Here is a 17501-nt window from a genome sequence, read left to right on the forward strand (position 1 = left end):
TGCCGCTACGTGGCGGGGCGGCTGCGGCGTTCCAGCCACCACAACAGGCCGGCCACCCCGATGAAGCCCAGCAGCCAGGGCCAGCGCGGGCCGGGTACCGGCAGCGCGCGGGTACCGGCCGGGCCGCTGCCGCTGCGCAGGGCCGCGGTGGCCTCGCGCGTGGCCTGGGCATGCAGGGCGCGTGCGGCGGCCGGGTCGATGACCCGCACCCCGGCGCTGGCGTCGCCGGCGACGACGCGATGCCAACCGGCCTGCCGCGGCCACCAGCCGCTGCAGTTGCCGGCGCGTGGATCGGCCAGCAGCGCGGTGGTGCCGCCATCGGGCGCCTGCACCCGTGCGCCGTCCGGCAGCCCGCACAGCGCGACGCGTTCGCCGGCCCAGGCCCAGGCGGGCAGCCGTGCCAGCGGCGAGGCCGGCAGCGGCCGCGCCAGCACCGCCAGCACCTGGTTCCACAGCTCGGCGTGGATGTCGGCATGACCGGCGAGCACCAGGGTGTAGCTGTCGGCGATCGGCAGCAGGCCGATGCGTCCCCGCCCGAAGGCGCGCCAGCCGCCGATCGCGCTGTCGTCGGCGGCGCGCAGCAGCGGCACCACGCCGGGATCGGCGAATGCCAGGTCGAAGCGCTCGATGGCCGGCGCCGTGGGCGCGCGCTCACCGGCAGTACCTGCATCCGTACCCGCGCCCGTGTCGGCATCGGCGTCGCGCAGTTTCACCGTGGTGGTCCGTTCGCCGCCACGCAGGTCCAGCCCCCAGTCGCGCAGGGTGCGGCGGGCATTGCCGTCCAGCGCGCCGCCCATGCGCACCAGCACGCCGAGGCCGTCGCGCATCGCCGCGGTGATGGCCGCGCGCTGCGCCACCGACAAGGCGGCCAGGCGGCGCTCGTCGAGCAGCAGCAGGTCGAGCCGGGCGAGGCCGGCCGGGTCGATCGCCGGCGGTGCATCGCCCAGCTGCACGCCGCCCCCGACATCGATGCCGGTCTGCACGCCCGCGCCGGCATCGGTGGCCCAGCGCTGCAGGTACTTCAGTTCCGGCCCGGGCGCGCCGGCGAGCAGGCGCAGCGCGGGCGCCGGCAGCGGGCGCACGCGCACCGGCACCGGCAACTGGTCGAGCACCTTGCCGTCGCGGTCGAGCGCGCGCAGGGTGAACTCGACGTCGCCGGCGTCGCGCGCGCTGGCCTCCAGGCGGACGCGGCCGTCGCCACCGGGCACGCCGATGGCGACACGATGCCCGGCCGGGTCGAGCAGCTCCACCCGCGCCCGTGCCAGGCCCTGTACGCGCGTGCCGACCTCGAAGCGTGCGCCGGCGGCGAGCGGCGCCGGCGCCTGCAGTTCCACCAGTCCCCGCGGCGCGGGGGCGGGCAGGAAGCGCAGCGGCGGCAGTGCGGCATCGCGGTCGCGCGCCGGCAGGCCCTGGCCGACGACCACCAGTTCGCGGGTACCCGGATGCCGGCGCAGCGCGGTGGCCAGATCCGGTACCCGGCCCACGTCCGCCAGTGCCGGCGCTTCGGGCAGGCGCAGCCGCATGCCGGCGGGGGTGCTCGCCAGCGCCGCTGCGGTGGTGCCGGCGCTGGCGATCAGCAGCGTATCGGCGGGCACCGGCTGGCGTGGCGGGAACAGGGTCAGCCCGAGCAGCAGCGCCGCGGCCAGCTGCAGCGCCAGCAGCAGCGACAGGCGCGCGCGCGGCGGGCGTGGCGGCAGGCACAGGCGCAGGCTGGCGAGCAGCACGGCCAGGGCGATGAGGACGAGCGGCAGCCACGCGGTCATCGAGCGGTTTCCTGTGGTGCGGCCAGCGCATCCAGATAACGCCGGCCCATGGCGTCGGCGGCCTCGCGCCGTGCCGGCGGGCCCGGTGCGCGCGGCAGCGCCGGCCACAGCTGGTCGCGCAGGCGCTGCCGGCAGGCGCGGCAATCGGGTTGCTGGCGCAGCGCGTCGATGGCGGCGGCGATGTCGAGCGGGTCGGGCACGGCCTGCGGATGCGCCTCCAGCCAGCGCGACACTGCGTCCAGGTCGACCGCGGCCCCGGCCGTCGCCAGTGCCCGCCAGGCCTCGACCGGGGGGGTGTCGCCCGCTGCCCGCCGCGGCAGCCGCAGGTCGCGGTTGCCCAGGCCGTCGCGCTTGCCGCCCATGCGCCGCGCCATGTCGATCGGCGGCAGCTCGGGACCGACCCGCGCCAGGTAGACGCGCTCGGCCTGCTGCACCTGCTTGATGAAGCCCAGCGCCTTGTAGGCGTAGGGCAATGCCTTGTCGGGATGGCCCTGGCGCAGCGCGCCCTCGGACTGCCACATCTGGTCGAGCGCCGCCTTGAGGATGGCGCGGGTCTGCGGATCGAGCAGGGTCGCGGCCTCGGCGTGGTCGTGGGTGTGGCCGTACTCGGCGAGCACGTCGGTGGCGCTGCCGAAGGCCGCGGCGTCGCCTTCGTTGCCGGCAGCGCCATGGTCGTGATCGTGACCATCGTCGTCGGCGTGCGCGCCGGCCGGGGCGTCGGCGGTGGGCGGCGGCTTGGCGCCGCCCTCGGCCTCCTCGCCGAGGAACTGGCCGTAGCGCAGGCGCAGGATGCGCTGGTCCACGCCGATGGCATCCGCCCGCCGGGTGAACGTGTCGGCGTCGAGCGCGCCGCGCTGCTTCAGCAATGCCTCGGCGTCGATGATGATCTGGCGCTGGCTGCGGAAATAGGCCGGCATCACCTTCTTGATCGCGCCTTCCAGGTCGCTGGTCTGCACTTCCTGCGCGCTGGGCAGGCGCAGGATCAGGCTGGGGCTGCGTGCTTCCTGCGGCTGCGGCGCGCGGTTGTCGCGCACGCCCAGGCGCGCGACCACTTCATCGCCGGCGCCGACGCCCAGCGCGTCCAGGTCGACGTCGTAGGCGAAGCGGCGGGCGCTGGCGGTACCGCTGCCGGCCAGCGTGATGCGGCGCTGCTGGAAGTCGATGTTCTCGCCGCTGCCCTTGGCGCTGGTGAGCTCCAGCACCGCGTCGGCGGCGACGCCGAAGTCGTCGCTGGCCTCGAACCGCAGCGCCCAGCGGCGCTGCTGCGGCGCGGCCCGGGTCAGCGTCTGCGCCGGTTCGATCACCTTCACCTGTGGCGGCCGGTCGGCCACCACCTGCAGCCGCCAGGCGCGTCCGGCATCGGCCAGCGCGGGTTCGGCGACGATCCGGTACAGGCCGGAACGCTGCAGCGTCTGGCTCGCCTGCCAGTGGTCGCCCTCGCGCTGCAGCGGCAGCCGGCGGCCGTCGTGGAACTGCAGCCACACCCGCTGCGGTTGCGGCGACAGGCGCAGCTGCCAGCGCAGGTGGCTGCCCTGCAGGGCGCGCGCGTCGAGGATCTCGCCGGCGCGGGCGGGCTGGCCGGTATAGGCCGGCGGGGTCACTTCCAGCCGGGTACCGCGCAGTGCGGGCGGGCTGGCTGCCGTGGCTGCTGCCGGGCGCTCGTCGTGGCGGCCGGGCGGCGCGACGCCGGTGGCGCGCGGCCACAGTACCGCGCCGCTGGCGACCAGCAGCGCGATGCCGATGCAGGCGAGCAGGCGCGGCCACGGCCAGCGTGGGCGCAGGTCGGGTGGCGCCGTGCGCAGGCGTTGTTCGATGCGCGCGCGCTGGCGCTGCTGCAGCGGGTTCAGTGCCTGCGGCGCGGCGAACAGCAGGTCGGCGCTGTCCTCCAAGCGCGGTTGCTGGTCCAGGCGCGCGACCAGCCAGCGTGTATCCAGCCGGCGTGCGCGCCAGGTGGCGAAGGCGGCAACCGCGAGCAGGGCGAGGGTGAGCACCACGCTGCCGGCGTCGAACCCGGCTACGCGCAGCGCCAGCACGCCCAGCGCCAGTGCCAGCGGCACGCCACCGGCCAGCGTGATCAGCAGCAGCCGGCGCCGCGCGCCGCGCAGCAGTGCCAGCGGGCTCATGCCTGCCCCCGGCGCCGGCGCGCGCTGGCCAGCCAGCGTTCCAGCAGGAACAGCAGGGCGATGGCGGCGATCAGCCAGGGCACGGGTTCGTAGGCCGGCTGCGGCCACGCGGCGGCCCCCGTGTCCGGCTGCATTGCCGCGGCCCATGCCCGGGTCGGTACGGGCGGCGCCTGCAGCAGCCCGCGCAGGTGCTGCGGAAAGCCGGCATCCAGCAGCGCCGGCATTGCCGCGGGCTGCAGGGGGGCGGCCCAGCGCAGCCATTGCCCGGCGTCGCCAGTGACCTGCTCGATCACCGCCGCGCCGCCATCGTCGCGCCACAGCGGCAGGTGCTGCGTGGCAGCCGGCAACGGCGTGCGCGCGTCGACCAGCAGCCGACCGCCAGCGCCGGCCCATGCCTGCACTGCCGCCGGAACCGGCCTGGCCGACAGCCACACGCGGATGCCATCGGCGTCGGCGAACGGTTGCGCGTCGCTGGCGATGTCGAGCGGCGTGGCGCCGTTCCATGCCTGGGCAACGGCACGCAGCCATGGCAGCGCGGCGGCACCGGCCGGGTCATGGCGGATGTGCAGGCGCGGTGGCGCCTGTTCGCTGCGCTCGGCAGCCGCCGGCGCGGCCTCGATCACCTGCCAGCGCACGCTGCGCGACAACCGCGGCCGTTGCCCATCCAGTCCGTCCAGCAGCGACGGCACCACCACCGTGAGCGGCACGGCGGGTGGCAGCGTCGCATCGAGTTCGCGCAGCAGGCTGGCCAGCGGCTGCGGCGATGCCGGCACCGCCGGCGCCTGCAGCGCGGGAAAGCCCGGTGCCAGCCACAGCCATTGCGCCTGCTCGCCGGGAACGGCACGGCGTGCGCTGGCGATGTCCACGCCGGGTGCCACGGCGACGCGCGGCGCGGCATCCGCGACGCCCTGCAGCGCCGGCCGTGCCAGCAGCAGTGCCAGCAGCGCCAGCAGCAGCAGCCGTACCAGCAGCAGCGGCCAGTCGTCGAAGCGGATGCGCCGGCGCGGGCGCGGCCGGGCCGCCAGCCAGCGCAGCGCGGCGAAGTCGAGCAGCCGCTGCTCGTCGCGCCGCGCCAGGTGGATCAGCAACGGCAGCAACAGACTCGCCAGTGCCGCCAGCCCCGCCGGGAACAGCCATGCCAGGCTCATCCGCGGTGACCCCCACGGCGACCGGCCAGCCGCTGCAGCGGCGCATCGATGGCCTCGTCGAGGAAGCCGGTGTCATGGCGGATGCCGGCGGCCTGCAGCCGCGCGTCGAGCGTGCGCCGCGCCTCGGCGAAGCGGGCCAGGTAGCCGGCGCGTACCGCGGCGCCGTCGCCGAGCAGCTCGTCGCCGGTTTCCGGGTCGCGGAACCGGTGGCCGTCGCGGAACGGGAAGTCGCGTTCCTCGGCGGTCAACAGCTGCAGGTGCACGACGTCGCGGCCGGCCCTGGCCAGGCGTTCGGCCAGGGCGATGGCGTCGTCGTCGAAGCCGTCGCCGATCATCACCACCAGGTCGTTGCCGGCGATGCGCTCCCACACCGGTGCCAGCCGTTCGCGCGGCGGCCACCGGCCGTGCGCACGCAGCGCATGCAACTGCAGGTGCAGGCGGTCGCGCTGGCGCAGGCCATGCCCGGCCGGCAGCAGCCGCACGCCGTCACCGCCGATCGCGATCAGGCCGAAGCCGTCGCCCTGCTGCAGCGCCAGTTCGGCCACGCATGCGGCCAGCGCGCAGGCCCCGTGCAGGCGGGTCCAGTCGTTGCGTGCCCGGTCGGCCTGGGCCATCGAGGCGGTGGTGTCGAGCAGCAGCCACACCGTGAGCGGACTTTCGCGCTCGGATTCGCGCACGAAAAAGCGGTCCGAGCGCGCGTACAGCTTCCAGTCGATCTGCCGCGGCTCGTCGCCGGGCTCATAGGCGCGGTACTGCGCGAACTCCAGCCCGGCGCCACGGCTGCGGCTGGCGTGCATGCCGATGCCGCGGCGGCCGCTGGCCCGTTGCGGCAACAGCCGCAGGCCGCGCAGGCGGCTGCGCACGTCGGCGGGAATCAGCGGGGGCGGGGCGGCGGCCAAGGCGAACGCGGGGCTGGCTCAGGCCGGGTACGGCACCGCGCGCAGCAGCGCGGCGACCACGTCGTCGGCGTTCTTCTGCTCGGCCTCGGCGGCGAAGGACAGCAGCAGGCGATGGCGCATCACCGGTGCGGCCAGCGCCTGCACGTCCTCGCGGGTGGCGGCGAAGCGGCCGTGCAGCAGCGCACGCGCCTTGGACGCCAGCACCAGCGATTGCCCGGCGCGCGGGCCGGCGCCCCATTTGATCCAGTTGTCCACCTCGGCCGGCGCGCCGTCGCCGGGGCGGCTGGCGCGCACCAGCCGGGTGATCCAGGTCAGCAGGTCGGCGCCGACGTGGACGTCGCGCACCGCCGCCTGCAGCGCCAGCACCGCATCGGCATCCATCACCTTGGGCACCGCGCCACCACCCCGGCCGGTGGTCTGCGCGAGGATGTCGCGCTCCTCGGCCTCGCTGGGGTAGTCCACGCGCACGTGCAGCAGGAAACGGTCCAGCTGCGCCTCCGGCAACGGGTAGGTGCCGGCCTGCTCGATCGGGTTCTGCGTGGCCAGCACGAAGAACGGCGCGGGCAGGGCATAGGTGGTGCCGGCATAGCTGACGGTGTGCTCCTGCATCGCCTCCAGCAGCGCGGCCTGGGTCTTGGGCGGGGTGCGGTTGAGCTCGTCGGCCAGCAGCAGGTTGGTGAACACCGGCCCGCGCTGGAAGCGGAACACGCGCTTGCCGGTGCCGTGGTCCTCCTCCAGCAGCTCGGTGCCGAGGATGTCGCTGGGCATCAGGTCGGGGGTGAACTGCACGCGCCGGAACTGCAGTTCCAGGGCCTGGCCGAGCGAACGCACCAGCAGCGTCTTGCCCAGCCCGGGCGCACCTTCGAGCAGGCAGTGGCCGCCGGCAAGCAGGCCGATCAGCAGTTGTTCGACGACTTCCTGCTGGCCGACCACGGCCTGCGCCAGCGCGGCGCGCAGGTCGCCCAGGCGGGGCAGCAGGGAATCCAGATCGGGGGCGGGGGTGTTCATGCGGTCACCAGTGGAGTCAATGCGTCAGTGCGTACATCACGATGTTCACGCCGAACTTCGTGTTGTCCTCGGCCAGGAAGCGCTTGTTGCGCCAGTCGTAGTCCCATTCGCAGCCGTAGTCCTTGTTGCTGTAGAGCACGCCCAGGCGGCCGTCGATCTCGATGCCCTTCAGGTAGTCGTGCACCAGGTCGTCGCCCCAGCCGTTCAGCTCGAAGCCGGTCGCCGGCGGGCCTTCAGGAAACCTGAAGAAGCTGCTGTAGAGCGGATGCGTGTTGGGCAGCTTGTTCAGCGCGCCGGCGCCGAAGATGGCACGCATCTGCGCTTCGAACGAGGTGGCGAACAGGCCGTCGATGTCGTGGTTGCAGTCGTCCACCAGCACGAAGCCGCCATTGCGCACGTAGCGCTCGAAATTGCGGCGCTCGTCGGGGTTGAACTCCACCAGCTTGTGCCCGGCCAGGTAGCAGAACGGCGCGCGCAGCATCTTCGGGTCGGACAGGGCGACGACGTGTTCGTTCGGGTCCACGCGCAGCGTGGTGTAGTCGATCAGCGACGTGATCAGGTTGGACGGCATGCGCGCATCCACGTCCCAGTCGCCGGAGTCGTAGCGCAGGCGGGTGAACCAGAAGTCGTAGCGGCTGGCCTGCGCGCGCGCACGCCGGGGAAACGCGGCCGCCGCCGCGCCGCCGAGCAGCAGCTGGAGGAATTGCGCACGCGTTAGCCGGGACGGTGACAAAGGCGGGAACATCTCGGGAACGGAGCCCCCCTTTGGCGAAGGGGGGCGCGGCGACGGCCGCGGGGGAATCGGCAGGGCCGGAACACGGAACCCCTGGTTTCGCGCCGGCGCAACCAGGGGCGGGCTTGCCTAGACCGCGTCGGACAGCGAGGTGAAGGTGAAGTCGCGCAGCCGCATCGGCGGGATCATCATCACGAAGCTGGATTCGTCGCCGGCCACGCGCACCGGCTTGCCCAGTTCGTCGATGTTGTTGAGCATGATCACCGGCGATTCGTTGAAGCGGAAATTCTTCACCGGGTGCTTGATCTGGCCGTTCTCGATGTAGAAGGTACCGTCGCGGGTCAGGCCGGTCAGCAGTACGGTCTGCGGGTCGACCATGCGGATGTACCAGGTGCGGGTGAGCAGGATGCCCTTCTGCGTGCCCTTGACCAGGTCGGCGATGGACTTGCTGCCGCCGCTCATCAGCAGGTTGCCCGGTCGCGCGCTGGCGGTCTTGCCCTGCTTCTGTGCCCAGTAGCGCGAGTAGTTCAGGTTCATCACCTTGCCGTTCTCGATGATGGCCATGCGCTCGCGCGGCATGCCTTCGCCGTCCCACGGCAGCACCGGCGCGTCCGGATGCCACGGGTCGGCGAACATGTTCACCTGCGGGTCGTAGACCTGCTCGCCGAGCTTGTTGCCGCCGCCCTTCCTGGACAGGAAGCTGCGGCCCTCGTCGGCCGAGCGCGCGTCGAAGAAATTCATCATGAAGCTGATCAGGCCGGCGGCGGCGGCCGGCTCCAGGATCACCGTGTACTTGCCCGGCTCCAGCGCCTTGGCCTCGGCCGATTCGATCGCCTTGCGCTTGGCGATCTCGATCTCCTGCTCGGCGCGGAAATCGGCCGCGTCCTTCAGGTTGCGCCCGACCCAGCCCGAGCCGCGGCCGTCCTCGGTACGCACCGTGCAGGTGTAGTCGAACGAGGTGGTGCGCTGGTAGCCGAAGTTGCCCTTGCTGTTGGCGATGGCGATGAAGCCGCGGCTGTCCTCGAGGAAGCCCGCGGCGACCAGGCCGTGGCCGCGGCACGGTGCGATGGAGTCGGCGGCGACCCTGGCGCGGAACTCCGGGTCGATGGCGGCGGTGGATTCGCTGAAGGTCGGGCTCGGCGTGTAATCCTGCTTGCCGATGATGGGCATGAACTCCGGGTTCTCCGGCGCCAGCCGCGCCAGGTCCTCGGCGCGGCGCACCACGCGCTCCAGCGAGGCGTCGTCGAATTCATTGATCGAGGCGGTGCCCACGCGCTTGCCGAAGGCCACCTGCACGGCCAGTTCGGCGTTGGTGACCATGCCGCTGGTGGAGACGTTGTTCAGCGCGAAGCGGATGTTGCCGTCGATGGAGCCGGCCAGGGTCGCGGTGCATTCGTCGGCCTTGGACAGCGCGATGACCTTGTCCAGGATGGCCTTGGCCTGCTGTTCGGTGAAGATGCTCATTGCTCAGGAACTCCTTGGACGGTCAGCCGAGGCTGCGCGCGGTATTGATGACGTTGATGCCGTCGAAACGGGCGGTGGACGAGCCGTGCGACACCGCCGAGACCTGGCCGGGCTGGCCCTTGCCGTCGAAGAACGAGCCGCCCAGGCGGTAGTCGCGCTCGTCGGCCACCGCGCTGCAGGCGTTCCAGAACTCCGGCGTGCGGATCTGGTAGGCCACATCCTCCAGCATGCGGGTGATCTGGCCGTTCTTGATCTCGTAGAACAGCTGGCCGCCGAACTGCGCGTTGTAGCGCTGCTGGTCGATCGAGAACGAGCCGTCGCCGATGATGTAGATGCCGTTTTCCACGTCCTTGATCAGGTCGGCCACGCTCAGCGGGGTCTTGCCCGGCGCCATCGACACGTTGGCCATGCGCTGGAACTGCACGCTCGACCACGAATCGGCGTAGCAGCAGCCGTCGGACTCGGTCTTGCCGAGGATGTGCGCCTGGTCGCGGATGGTCTGGTAGTCGACCAGCTTGCCTTCGCGGATCAGGTCCCACTGCTTGCACTTCACACCTTCGTCGTCGTAGCCCACCGCGCCGAGGCTGCCGGGCTGGGTCTTGTCGGCGAAGATGTTGACCTTGTCGCTGCCGTACTGGAAATGCTGCTCGCGCTTGTCCAGGGTGGCGAAGCTGGTGCCGGCGTAGTTGGCCTCGTAGCCGAGCACGCGGTCCAGTTCCAGCGGATGGCCGACCGACTCGTGGATGGTCAGCCAGGTGTGCGACGGGTCCAGCACCAGATCGTACTTGCCCGGCTTGACCGACGGCGCCTTGAGCTTCTCCTGCGCCTGCCGGGCCGCGGCGATGGCGTCCTCGCGCATGTCGTAGGAGCGGCCGTAGTTGACCACGCCGTTGGGCGAGACGAACTTCTGCCCGGCGTCGCCGTCCAGGTATTCGAAGCCCATGCCCATCGGCGAGGACAGCCCTGCGCGGGTGCGGAACTTGCCGGTGGATTTGTCGATGGCGGTCACCGACATCGGCGCCCAGATGCGGTGCACGTCCTGGTCGATGTAGGAGCCGTCGGTGGAGGCGAAGTACTTCTGCTCGTTGACCAGGAACAGCATCGAGTTGACGAAGCTGGCGCCGGCGGCAAGCGCGGCGGCGTTGACCCCCAGCAGCAGGTCGGCCTTGTCCTTGATCGGCACTTCCATCGCGTTCTTGCGGATCGGCGTGCGCCAGCTCACTTCGCCGAAGCCCGGCGCCTTGGCGAACTGCACCGGCGCGGTCTGCACCCGGGCGTTGGCCTTGGCGATGGCGGCGGCCTGCTGCGCTGCCTTGACCACGCCGGCCGGGCTCAGGTCGTTGGTCGCGGCGAAGCCCCAGGCGCCGTTGGCGATCACGCGGATGCCGGCACCGGTGGATTCGGTGTTGACCACGTTCTGCACCTTGTCCTCGCGGGTGATCACGAACTGGCGCAGGTAGCGGCCGATGCGCACGTCGCAGTAGCTGGCGCCGGCGGCGCGCGCCGCGTTCATCGCATCGTCGGCCAGCCGCTTCTTCAATGCCGGGTCGATCGCGGTGAGCAGTTGTTCGGCGGCGATCGCCTTGCCGAAGAACGACGGCACCATCAGGCCGCCGGCGGCGAGCCCGGTCAGGGCGAGGAAGTCACGTCTTTGCAAGGCAGTTCTCCGGTTGCGGTACGGCAACGAACGACGGTGGCTCCGCGGTGCTCCGCGAACCGTTCGATTCTTGCGGGACGCGGTTGGCCGCGGTAGTGACTTTAGACATAGGAACCGGTACCGCTTTCACCGGTGCGACGGCCGGGCGCCCATGCGACCGGCCGATGGCAACCCGCCGGCATGCCGCGCGCGGCTCAGCCCAGGCTGCGCGCGGTGTTGATGATGTTGACGCCGTCGAAGCGGGTCGTCGCCGCGCCGTGCGACACCGCCGAGACCTGGCCCGGCTGGCCCTTGCCGTCGAAGAATGAGCCGCCCAGGCGGAAATCGCGCGCGTCGCAGATCGCCGAGCAGGCATTCCAGAACTCCGGCGTGCGGATCTGGTAGGCCGCATCCTCGACCATGCCGGTGATCTCGCCGTTCCGGATCTGGTAGCAGAGCTGGCCGCCGAACTGCGCGTTGTAGCGCTGCTGGTCGATGGAGTAGGAGCCACGGCCGTGGATGTAGATGCCGTTCTCCACGTCCTTGACCATCTGCGCCGGGGTCAGCGGCGCCTTGCCGGGCGCCAGCGACACGTTGGCCATGCGCTGGAACTGCACGCTCTTCCACGAGTCGGCATAGCTGCAGCCGTGCGAGGCGTTCTCGCCGAGGATGTGCACCTCGTCGCGGGTGGCCTGGTAGTTGACCAGGATGCCGTCCTTCACCAGGTCCCAGCGCCGGCATTTCACGCCCTCGTCGTCGTAGCCCACCGCACCCAGGCTGTAGGGCTCGGTCTTGTCGGCGGTGAAGTTGACGATGTCGCTGCCCCAGCGGAAGCCGGCCTCGCGCTTGTCTAGGGTGGCGAAGCTGGTGCCGGCGTAGTTGGCCTCGTAGCCGAGCACGCGGTCCAGCTCCAGCGGGTGGCCGACGTTCTCGTGGATGGTCAGGAACAGGTTGGACGGGTCCAGCACCAGGTCGTACTTGCCCGGCTTCACCGACGGCGCGGTGAGCTTCTGCCGCGCCTGCCTCGCCGCGGCGATGGCATCCTCCACCGGGTCATAGGAGTGGCCGTAGCCGATCACGCCGCCGGGCAGCGGGTACTTGCCCGCGGCGTCGCCGTCGAGGAATTCCCAGCCCATGCCGGCCGGCGCCGACAGCCCGTTGCGGGTGCGGAACCTGCCGCTGGCCTTGTCGATGGCGGTGGCGGTGAACGGCAGCCAGATGCGGTGCACGTCCTGGTCGATCCACGAGCCGTCGCTGGAGGCGAAGTACTTCTGCTCGTTGACCAGGAACAGCTGCGAATTGATGAAGCTGGCACCGGCGTCGAGCGCGGCGGCGTTCACCGCCAGCAGCAGTTCCACCTTGTCCTTGACCGGCACCGCCATGGCGTTGCGGCGGATCGGCGTCTGCCAGCGCACCTCGCCCACCCCGGGGGTAGGCGCCAGCTGCACCGGCCGGGTCTGGATCTTCGCGTTGGCGCGGGCGATGGCCAACGCCTGCGTCACCGCCGCGGCCACGCCCTGTTCGCTGGACTGGTTGCTGGCGGCGAAGCCCCAGGCGCCGTCGACGATCACGCGGATGCCCACGCCCGCCGATTCGCTGTTGGTGACGTTCTGGACCTTGTCCTCGCGGGTGATGATGGCCTGGTTGAGGTAACGGCCGATGCGCACGTCGCAGTAGCTCGCACCGCCCCTGCGCGCCAGTGCCAGCACGGTGTCGGCCAGTGCCTTCTTGCGCGCCACGTCGGCCGGGGCAAGCAGTTCCTCGGCGGCGATCAGGCGCGCATTGGGCAGCATCATGCCGGCGAGGCCGAGGCCGGAAAACGCGAGGAACTGGCGGCGTTGCATGCGGGACTCCCTGGGTGATGCGATGCGGTCGCACCGCGCATAACAGCCGAATCTCGGCTGCCATGCGGTGCGCGCACAAGTGACCATGGTCATGCGCGGCGTGGGCCGGCGCTCCGGCACAATCGCCCGGACCACCCATTACGCCCGCCGCGATGACCGCCAAGCCCCACGCCGCGTCCTGCGACCGCAACCGCGAGCCGATCCTCGCGGTGCTGCGGCGCCACCTGGGCGATGCCCGCAGCGTGCTTGAGATCGGCAGCGGCACCGGCCAGCACGCGGTGTACTTCGCCGCGGCGATGCCGTGGCTGCGCTGGCAGGCCAGCGATCACCGCGACCACCTGCCCGGCATCGGCCAATGGCTGGAGGCGGCCGCGCTGGCCAATACCCCGGCCGCGCTGGAACTGCAGGCGGTGGCCGGCGCCGGGCTGCAGCCGGCGCCGCCGCTGCCGGTGGCCGATGGCGTGGCCGGCTTCGATGCCGTGTTCACCGCCAATACGCTGCACATCATGGGCTGGGACCAGGTACAGGCGCTGTTCGCCGGGCTGCCGGCGCTGTTGGCGCCGGGGGCGCGGTTCATCGCCTACGGACCGTTCAACTACGGCGGCGACTTCAGCAGCGACAGCAACCGCGTCTTCGATGGCTGGCTGAAGGCACGCGACCCGCGTTCGGGCATCCGCGATTTCGAGGCGATCGACGCGCTTGCACGCGCGCAGGGGCTGGAGCTGCGCGAGGACGCGGCGATGCCGGCCAACAACCGCACCCTGGTGTGGCAGCGGGCACCGCTGCCGAACGGCTAGGATGCGGAAACTTCAACACGGGGCAGGGGGACGGATGTACGCGCACAAGTGGTGGTTGGCGATGGTGCTGGGGCTGGCGCCGCTGGCGTGCGCGCACGCGCACGGCGGCGATGCGCGGCAGGCGGCGATGCAGGTGCAGGCAAGCTACCCGGGCGTGATCGAACTGGAGGTGGATGCCAGCGACCTGCAACGGCGCATCCAGCGCGTGCGCCAGCGCATCCCGGTGTCGCCCGGTCCGTTGACCCTGTGGTACCCGCAGTGGATACCCGGCAACCATGCACCGACCGGGCCGATCAACCAGATGGCCGGGCTGGTGATCCGCGGCAACGGCCAGCCGTTGCCGTGGCGCCGCGACCCCGGCGACATGTACGCCTTCCGGCTGCAGGTGCCCGCGGGCGTGGACGCGCTCGATGTCGAGTTCCAGTACCTGTCGCCCACCGCCGCCGACCAGGGCCGGGTGGCGATGACGCCCAATCTGCTCGACCTGCAGTGGCACCGCGTGGTGCTGTACCCGGCCGGGTACGATGCGCGCGGCATCCAGGTCAAGCCGACCCTGCGCCTGCCCGAGGGCTGGCGCAGCGGTACCGCGCTGGATGTGGCCCGGCGCGACGGCGCGGTCGAGCACTATGCGCCGGTGTCGCTGATGACGCTGATCGATTCGCCGGTATTCGCCGGGCGCTGGTTCCGGCGCTTCGCGCTGGACGACAAGTCCGCCCAGCCGGTGTGGCTGGACGTGGTCGCCGAGAACCCGCAGGGACTGCAGGCCGAGCCGAAGGTGCTCGATGCGCACCGCGCACTGGTGCATGAAGCCGACAAGGTGTTCGGCGCGCGCCCGTACACGCGCTACGACTTCCTGCTGGCGGTGTCGGACGTGTTCAGCGGCATCGGCCTGGAGCATGCGCAGTCCAGCGAGAACGGCATGCACGACGGTTACCTGCGTGGCGAGCGTCCCTACACCGACAACGACCTGCTGCCGCACGAATACGCCCATGCCTGGATCGGCAAGGCGTGGCGGCCGCGCCCGACCTGGGTGCCGCACTACAACGCGCCGATGCACAACGACGAGTTGTGGATGTACGAAGGCCAGACCCAGTACTGGGCGGTGGTGCTGGCCGCGCGTTCGGGCCTGTGGGCGCCGGACTACGCCATGGCCATGCTGGCGCAGCTGCAGGCCAACTATGCGACCCAGCCGGGGCGGCAGTGGCGCGACCTGCACGACACCGTCCACCAGGGCATCCTCGATTTCAATTCCAAGCCGCAGGCCTGGGCCGACTGGCAGCGCGCCTTCGAGTTCTACAACGAGAGCACGCTGCTGTGGCTGGGCGTGGATGCGCGGCTGCGCACGCTGTCCAGGGGCAAGGTGGCGCTGGACGACTTCGCCCGGCGCTTCCACCAGGGCGGTGCGCAGGGCGAGATCCGCCTGTACGACCGCAGCGACGTGATGCAGGCGCTGGAAGCGGTGCAGCCCGGCGCCTGGGACGCCTTCATCGGCCAGCGCCTGGAGGCGCGCGACGGCAGCGTGCCGGATGGCCTGGAGGCGGCGGGCTGGGAGCTTTACTACAGCCAGACGCCGAACCCGGTGATCGCCGACGGCGAGGCCGGTGGCCTGGTCGACCTGCAGTATTCGCTGGGCCTGAAAGCCGGCAGCGACGGCGTGCTGCAATGGGTGGGCTGGGACAGCCCGGCGTTCAAGGCCGGGCTGGCGAAGGACGTCACCGTGCTGGCGGTCAACGGCCTGGCCTACACCGGCGGGCGCCTGAAGCAGGCCGTGGCCGATGCCGGGGACGGCACCCCGATCGAGCTGATCGTGCGCCAGGCCGACAGCTTCCGCAGCGTGCGCATCGACTACCGCGACGGCCTGCGCTACCCGCACCTGCGCCGCATCCCCGGCCGCGCCGACCTGCTGGGCAGGATCCTCGCGCCGCGGCGTTGATGTCGTTGTGGCAGGAAACACCCCGCACCGCGGTGCGGGGGTGTTCATGCGCCGTCAGCCGGCCTGGAATTTTGCCAGGCAGCGTTTGCAGAACAACTGGATTTCGTGCAGCAACCGGTCGATTACCGGATGCACGATTCCTTCGTCCCGCAGTTGCTGCCGTACCTCCTGCGCCATTTCGGGGAGCAGCAGGCACATGGCAGCGAGCGTTTCCAGCGCCCATGCCGGTTCCAGCCGCATGCTGGCGGCGGCGGCGCGCCAGTCCTCCAGGCGGATGTCCCACCAGCGGTAGTGGTTGCCGATCTTCATCGCCATCTTGATCTTGCGCTTCTGCAGCTGGGGGTAGGGCAGGGCGCTGGAAATGTCGTACAGCGGGGCAAGACGGATGCTGCCACCGGCACCGAACAACAGCGAGTAGTTCTTTGCGTGTGCGTCGGTACCGCCTATCAGATAGTTGAAGGCCAGCGCCTGGAAGAGTGTCTCCACATCGGTGCGCGGGCGCGAGGAATGGCGCCACAACAGGCCCGCGATATCCGCTGGACCGGGGCCACCCTGGTTCTGGTACTTGATCTGTGGCATCAGGCCCAATGCCTGACAGAAGTCTTCCTGATGGACACGCACAAGCGTGTCCTCCATGCGTAGGCGATCATAGCGGTGCACGCAGATGGCGGTTTCGCTGCCGATGCTGATCTTCTCCACTTCGGCGGAAGGCAGCCCCAGTACGCGTGCCAGCTTCAGGCAGAACATTTCGTTCTCGACGAAGCCTTCGTAGTCGCCGCCAGGTGGTTTGAGAATATGAGTGGTAGGTATGCGCCCGGCGGGAATGGCCCACCTGCCATCATCCAATCGCAACAGCGCGATCTTTGATTGGGCACCGGCCAGGCTGAACTGGCCTACATCGTCCACATTGCGCGCCATTCCGTTGTCCTGGCGCAGACGCTGAAGGCGGTCGGCCAGTTCATCGTCATCCAGGACTTCCATTCGATCGTCATCGCCACGCAGAACGCTCTGTAGGCGTTCATCGCTCACGAACTGCACCGCGCCGGCGCAGTCTTCGCCCACGTGCGCAAGCAGCGCTACGGGATTGCGTGGAGATGCATGGAAGCGCGAACCCCATCGCTGCAGCAGATTCTCATTGTCTGGCAGCAGGCCCCACAGCACTGCCGAAACCATTGCCGCAGGATGCGTCTGTCGCGTCAACGGCAGACTCAAGGAAATCGGGTAGGCATCGGTGGTATCCAGCCATGTCGCGTCATAGGTCAGTCGTGGCTCGCCATTGCCGTCGACTTCAAGCCGGCCTGCAACGCGGTCGGATAGCAGGATGTTCAGCGCCACTACTTTCTCCCCGTGGGAGTTCCCTTCGGCTTCTTTGCGACAGAGGGTTTCTGTTTTCTTTCCCTGGCCGTTCCTGATCCGCCACCTTTCAGTTCCTGGGCAGCGGCCATAGCGCTTTGCGGCCACGTGGGGTTCATCAGCTGTTCGCGGGCTTTTTCGACTGCACTTTGCGGCCGAGACAGGTTCCTCAGCTGTTCGTAGGCTGCTTGCACAGCGCTCCGTGACGAAGGGAGGGTCATCAGCTGTTCGCGTGCTTTCTCGACTGCACTTTGTGGCCGAGACAGGTTCCTCAGCTGTTCGTAGGCTGCTTGCACAGCGCTCTGCGACTCGCGGGCTGCGTCCAATGCTGCGCTTTGTGGCCGGGTCAGCCTGGACAACGACGGCTGGCCTGCAGTGCCCGCATGAGGCAGTGCGGAACGGCTGTTCTCCACGATCCAATCAATATTGGGCAGCGTGAGCGTCGGGGTGCCGATGCCGGGGGGCGAGGGCGTGTTCCGGGTAGAGGCGTCGAGTTCGATGCCAAGCGCGTTGAGTGTCCGGAGAACCAGCTGCAGTTCCGCGCGCGGCTTTCCCTTCTCGATTTCGATGACCCATTGCCGGCTGACGCCGGCCTCATGGGCCAGGCGTGCCTGATCCCAGCCCAGTGCCTTGCGGCGCTGCTGGATCACATTGCCCAGGTCGGCAGGAGTCTTGAGGGCAGCCATACGGCGCAATGTAGGCGAATGCTTACATTGGGGCAAATGTAATCGTTCGCTTACACCTGGGGGTCGAATCAAAGCAAAAGTATGCGTTCGTTGACATCAATCAAAATGTCAACG

13 protein-coding genes are annotated in these 17501 nt (G+C 70.4%); 2 read left to right on the forward strand and 11 right to left on the reverse strand.

Annotation, left to right across the window (positions count from 1 at the left end):
* Positions 1-5 precede the first annotated feature (5 nt).
* The 9 genes from F0P95_RS04080 to F0P95_RS04120 all read right to left on the reverse strand — a co-directional run bounded on the left by F0P95_RS04080 (position 6) and on the right by F0P95_RS04120 (position 12618).
* Entirely contained in the window at positions 6-1763 is a 1758-nt protein-coding gene (locus F0P95_RS04080) for a carboxypeptidase regulatory-like domain-containing protein (RefSeq protein ID WP_182335781.1), read from the reverse strand.
* Positions 1760-3886, reverse strand: a complete 2127-nt coding sequence (locus F0P95_RS04085) for a hypothetical protein (RefSeq protein WP_182335782.1) — start codon at positions 3884-3886, stop codon at positions 1760-1762. Before F0P95_RS04085 ends, F0P95_RS04080 begins: the two co-directional genes overlap by 4 nt.
* A complete protein-coding gene (locus F0P95_RS04090; RefSeq protein ID WP_182335783.1) occupies positions 3883-5034 on the reverse strand; it encodes a BatA domain-containing protein in 1152 nt (383 codons plus the stop codon). Before F0P95_RS04090 ends, F0P95_RS04085 begins: the two co-directional genes overlap by 4 nt.
* Positions 5031-5933: a DUF58 domain-containing protein gene (locus F0P95_RS04095; RefSeq protein WP_232528757.1), complete on the reverse strand. Its 903-nt coding sequence runs from the start codon at positions 5931-5933 to the stop codon at positions 5031-5033. The genes F0P95_RS04090 and F0P95_RS04095 overlap by 4 nt, the downstream gene beginning before the upstream one ends.
* Before the next feature lie 18 nt (positions 5934-5951).
* A complete protein-coding gene (locus F0P95_RS04100) occupies positions 5952-6941 on the reverse strand; it encodes an AAA family ATPase (RefSeq protein ID WP_182335784.1) in 990 nt (329 codons plus the stop codon).
* 16 nt (positions 6942-6957) lie between these two features.
* Positions 6958-7686, reverse strand: a complete 729-nt coding sequence (locus F0P95_RS04105; RefSeq protein WP_182335785.1) for a DUF4159 domain-containing protein — start codon at positions 7684-7686, stop codon at positions 6958-6960.
* 117 nt (positions 7687-7803) lie between these two features.
* Positions 7804-9138, reverse strand: a complete 1335-nt coding sequence (locus tag F0P95_RS04110) for a TldD/PmbA family protein (RefSeq protein ID WP_182335786.1) — start codon at positions 9136-9138, stop codon at positions 7804-7806.
* Between the two features lie 22 nt (positions 9139-9160).
* Entirely contained in the window at positions 9161-10795 is a 1635-nt protein-coding gene (locus tag F0P95_RS04115; RefSeq protein WP_182335787.1) for a TldD/PmbA family protein, read from the reverse strand.
* 194 nt (positions 10796-10989) lie between these two features.
* Positions 10990-12618, reverse strand: coding sequence for a TldD/PmbA family protein (locus tag F0P95_RS04120; RefSeq protein WP_182335788.1), 1629 nt, complete (start codon positions 12616-12618; stop codon positions 10990-10992).
* Positions 12619-12770: 152 nt separating this feature from the next.
* Here F0P95_RS04120 and F0P95_RS04125 point away from each other — a divergent pair, with 152 nt between their 5' ends.
* Both F0P95_RS04125 and F0P95_RS04130 read left to right on the forward strand, forming a co-directional pair.
* The gene (locus F0P95_RS04125) at positions 12771-13415 is read left to right on the forward strand and encodes a DUF938 domain-containing protein (RefSeq protein WP_182335789.1); all 645 of its coding nucleotides are present in this window, start codon (positions 12771-12773) and stop codon (positions 13413-13415) included.
* 34 nt (positions 13416-13449) lie between these two features.
* Positions 13450-15348 (forward strand): M61 family metallopeptidase, encoded by a 1899-nt coding sequence (locus F0P95_RS04130; RefSeq protein ID WP_232528758.1) that lies wholly within the window; start codon positions 13450-13452, stop codon positions 15346-15348.
* 54 nt (positions 15349-15402) lie between these two features.
* On the opposite strand, the gene F0P95_RS04135 is transcribed toward F0P95_RS04130, so the two are convergent.
* The gene (locus F0P95_RS04135; RefSeq protein ID WP_182335790.1) at positions 15403-16683 is read right to left on the reverse strand and encodes a type II toxin-antitoxin system HipA family toxin; all 1281 of its coding nucleotides are present in this window, start codon (positions 16681-16683) and stop codon (positions 15403-15405) included.
* Complete coding sequence (locus tag F0P95_RS04140) at positions 16683-17387, reverse strand: helix-turn-helix transcriptional regulator (protein ID WP_182335791.1); 705 nt, start codon at positions 17385-17387, stop codon at positions 16683-16685. The genes F0P95_RS04135 and F0P95_RS04140 overlap by 1 nt, the downstream gene beginning before the upstream one ends.
* Positions 17388-17501: the final 114 nt, after the last annotated feature.

Source organism: Stenotrophomonas acidaminiphila (genome assembly GCF_014109845.1).
In the GTDB taxonomy this organism is placed as follows: Bacteria; Pseudomonadota; Gammaproteobacteria; order Xanthomonadales; family Xanthomonadaceae; genus Stenotrophomonas; species Stenotrophomonas acidaminiphila.

What these genes read in the sequence shown, in the direction of transcription:
- F0P95_RS04080 (WP_182335781.1), bottom strand. Translation starts at nt 1,763, where the DNA reads ATGACCGCGTGGCTGCCGCTCGTCCTCATCGCCCTGGCCGTGCTGCTC.
- F0P95_RS04085 (WP_182335782.1), bottom strand. Translation starts at nt 3,886, where the DNA reads ATGAGCCCGCTGGCACTGCTGCGCGGCGCGCGGCGCCGGCTGCTGCTG.
- F0P95_RS04090 (WP_182335783.1), bottom strand. Translation starts at nt 5,034, where the DNA reads ATGAGCCTGGCATGGCTGTTCCCGGCGGGGCTGGCGGCACTGGCGAGT.
- F0P95_RS04100 (WP_182335784.1), bottom strand. Translation starts at nt 6,941, where the DNA reads ATGAACACCCCCGCCCCCGATCTGGATTCCCTGCTGCCCCGCCTGGGC.
- F0P95_RS04105 (WP_182335785.1), bottom strand. Translation starts at nt 7,686, where the DNA reads ATGTTCCCGCCTTTGTCACCGTCCCGGCTAACGCGTGCGCAATTCCTC.
- F0P95_RS04110 (WP_182335786.1), bottom strand. Translation starts at nt 9,138, where the DNA reads ATGAGCATCTTCACCGAACAGCAGGCCAAGGCCATCCTGGACAAGGTC.
- F0P95_RS04120 (WP_182335788.1), bottom strand. Translation starts at nt 12,618, where the DNA reads ATGCAACGCCGCCAGTTCCTCGCGTTTTCCGGCCTCGGCCTCGCCGGC.
- F0P95_RS04125 (WP_182335789.1), top strand. Translation starts at nt 12,771, where the DNA reads ATGACCGCCAAGCCCCACGCCGCGTCCTGCGACCGCAACCGCGAGCCG.
- F0P95_RS04130 (WP_232528758.1), top strand. Translation starts at nt 13,450, where the DNA reads ATGTACGCGCACAAGTGGTGGTTGGCGATGGTGCTGGGGCTGGCGCCG.
- F0P95_RS04140 (WP_182335791.1), bottom strand. Translation starts at nt 17,387, where the DNA reads ATGGCTGCCCTCAAGACTCCTGCCGACCTGGGCAATGTGATCCAGCAG.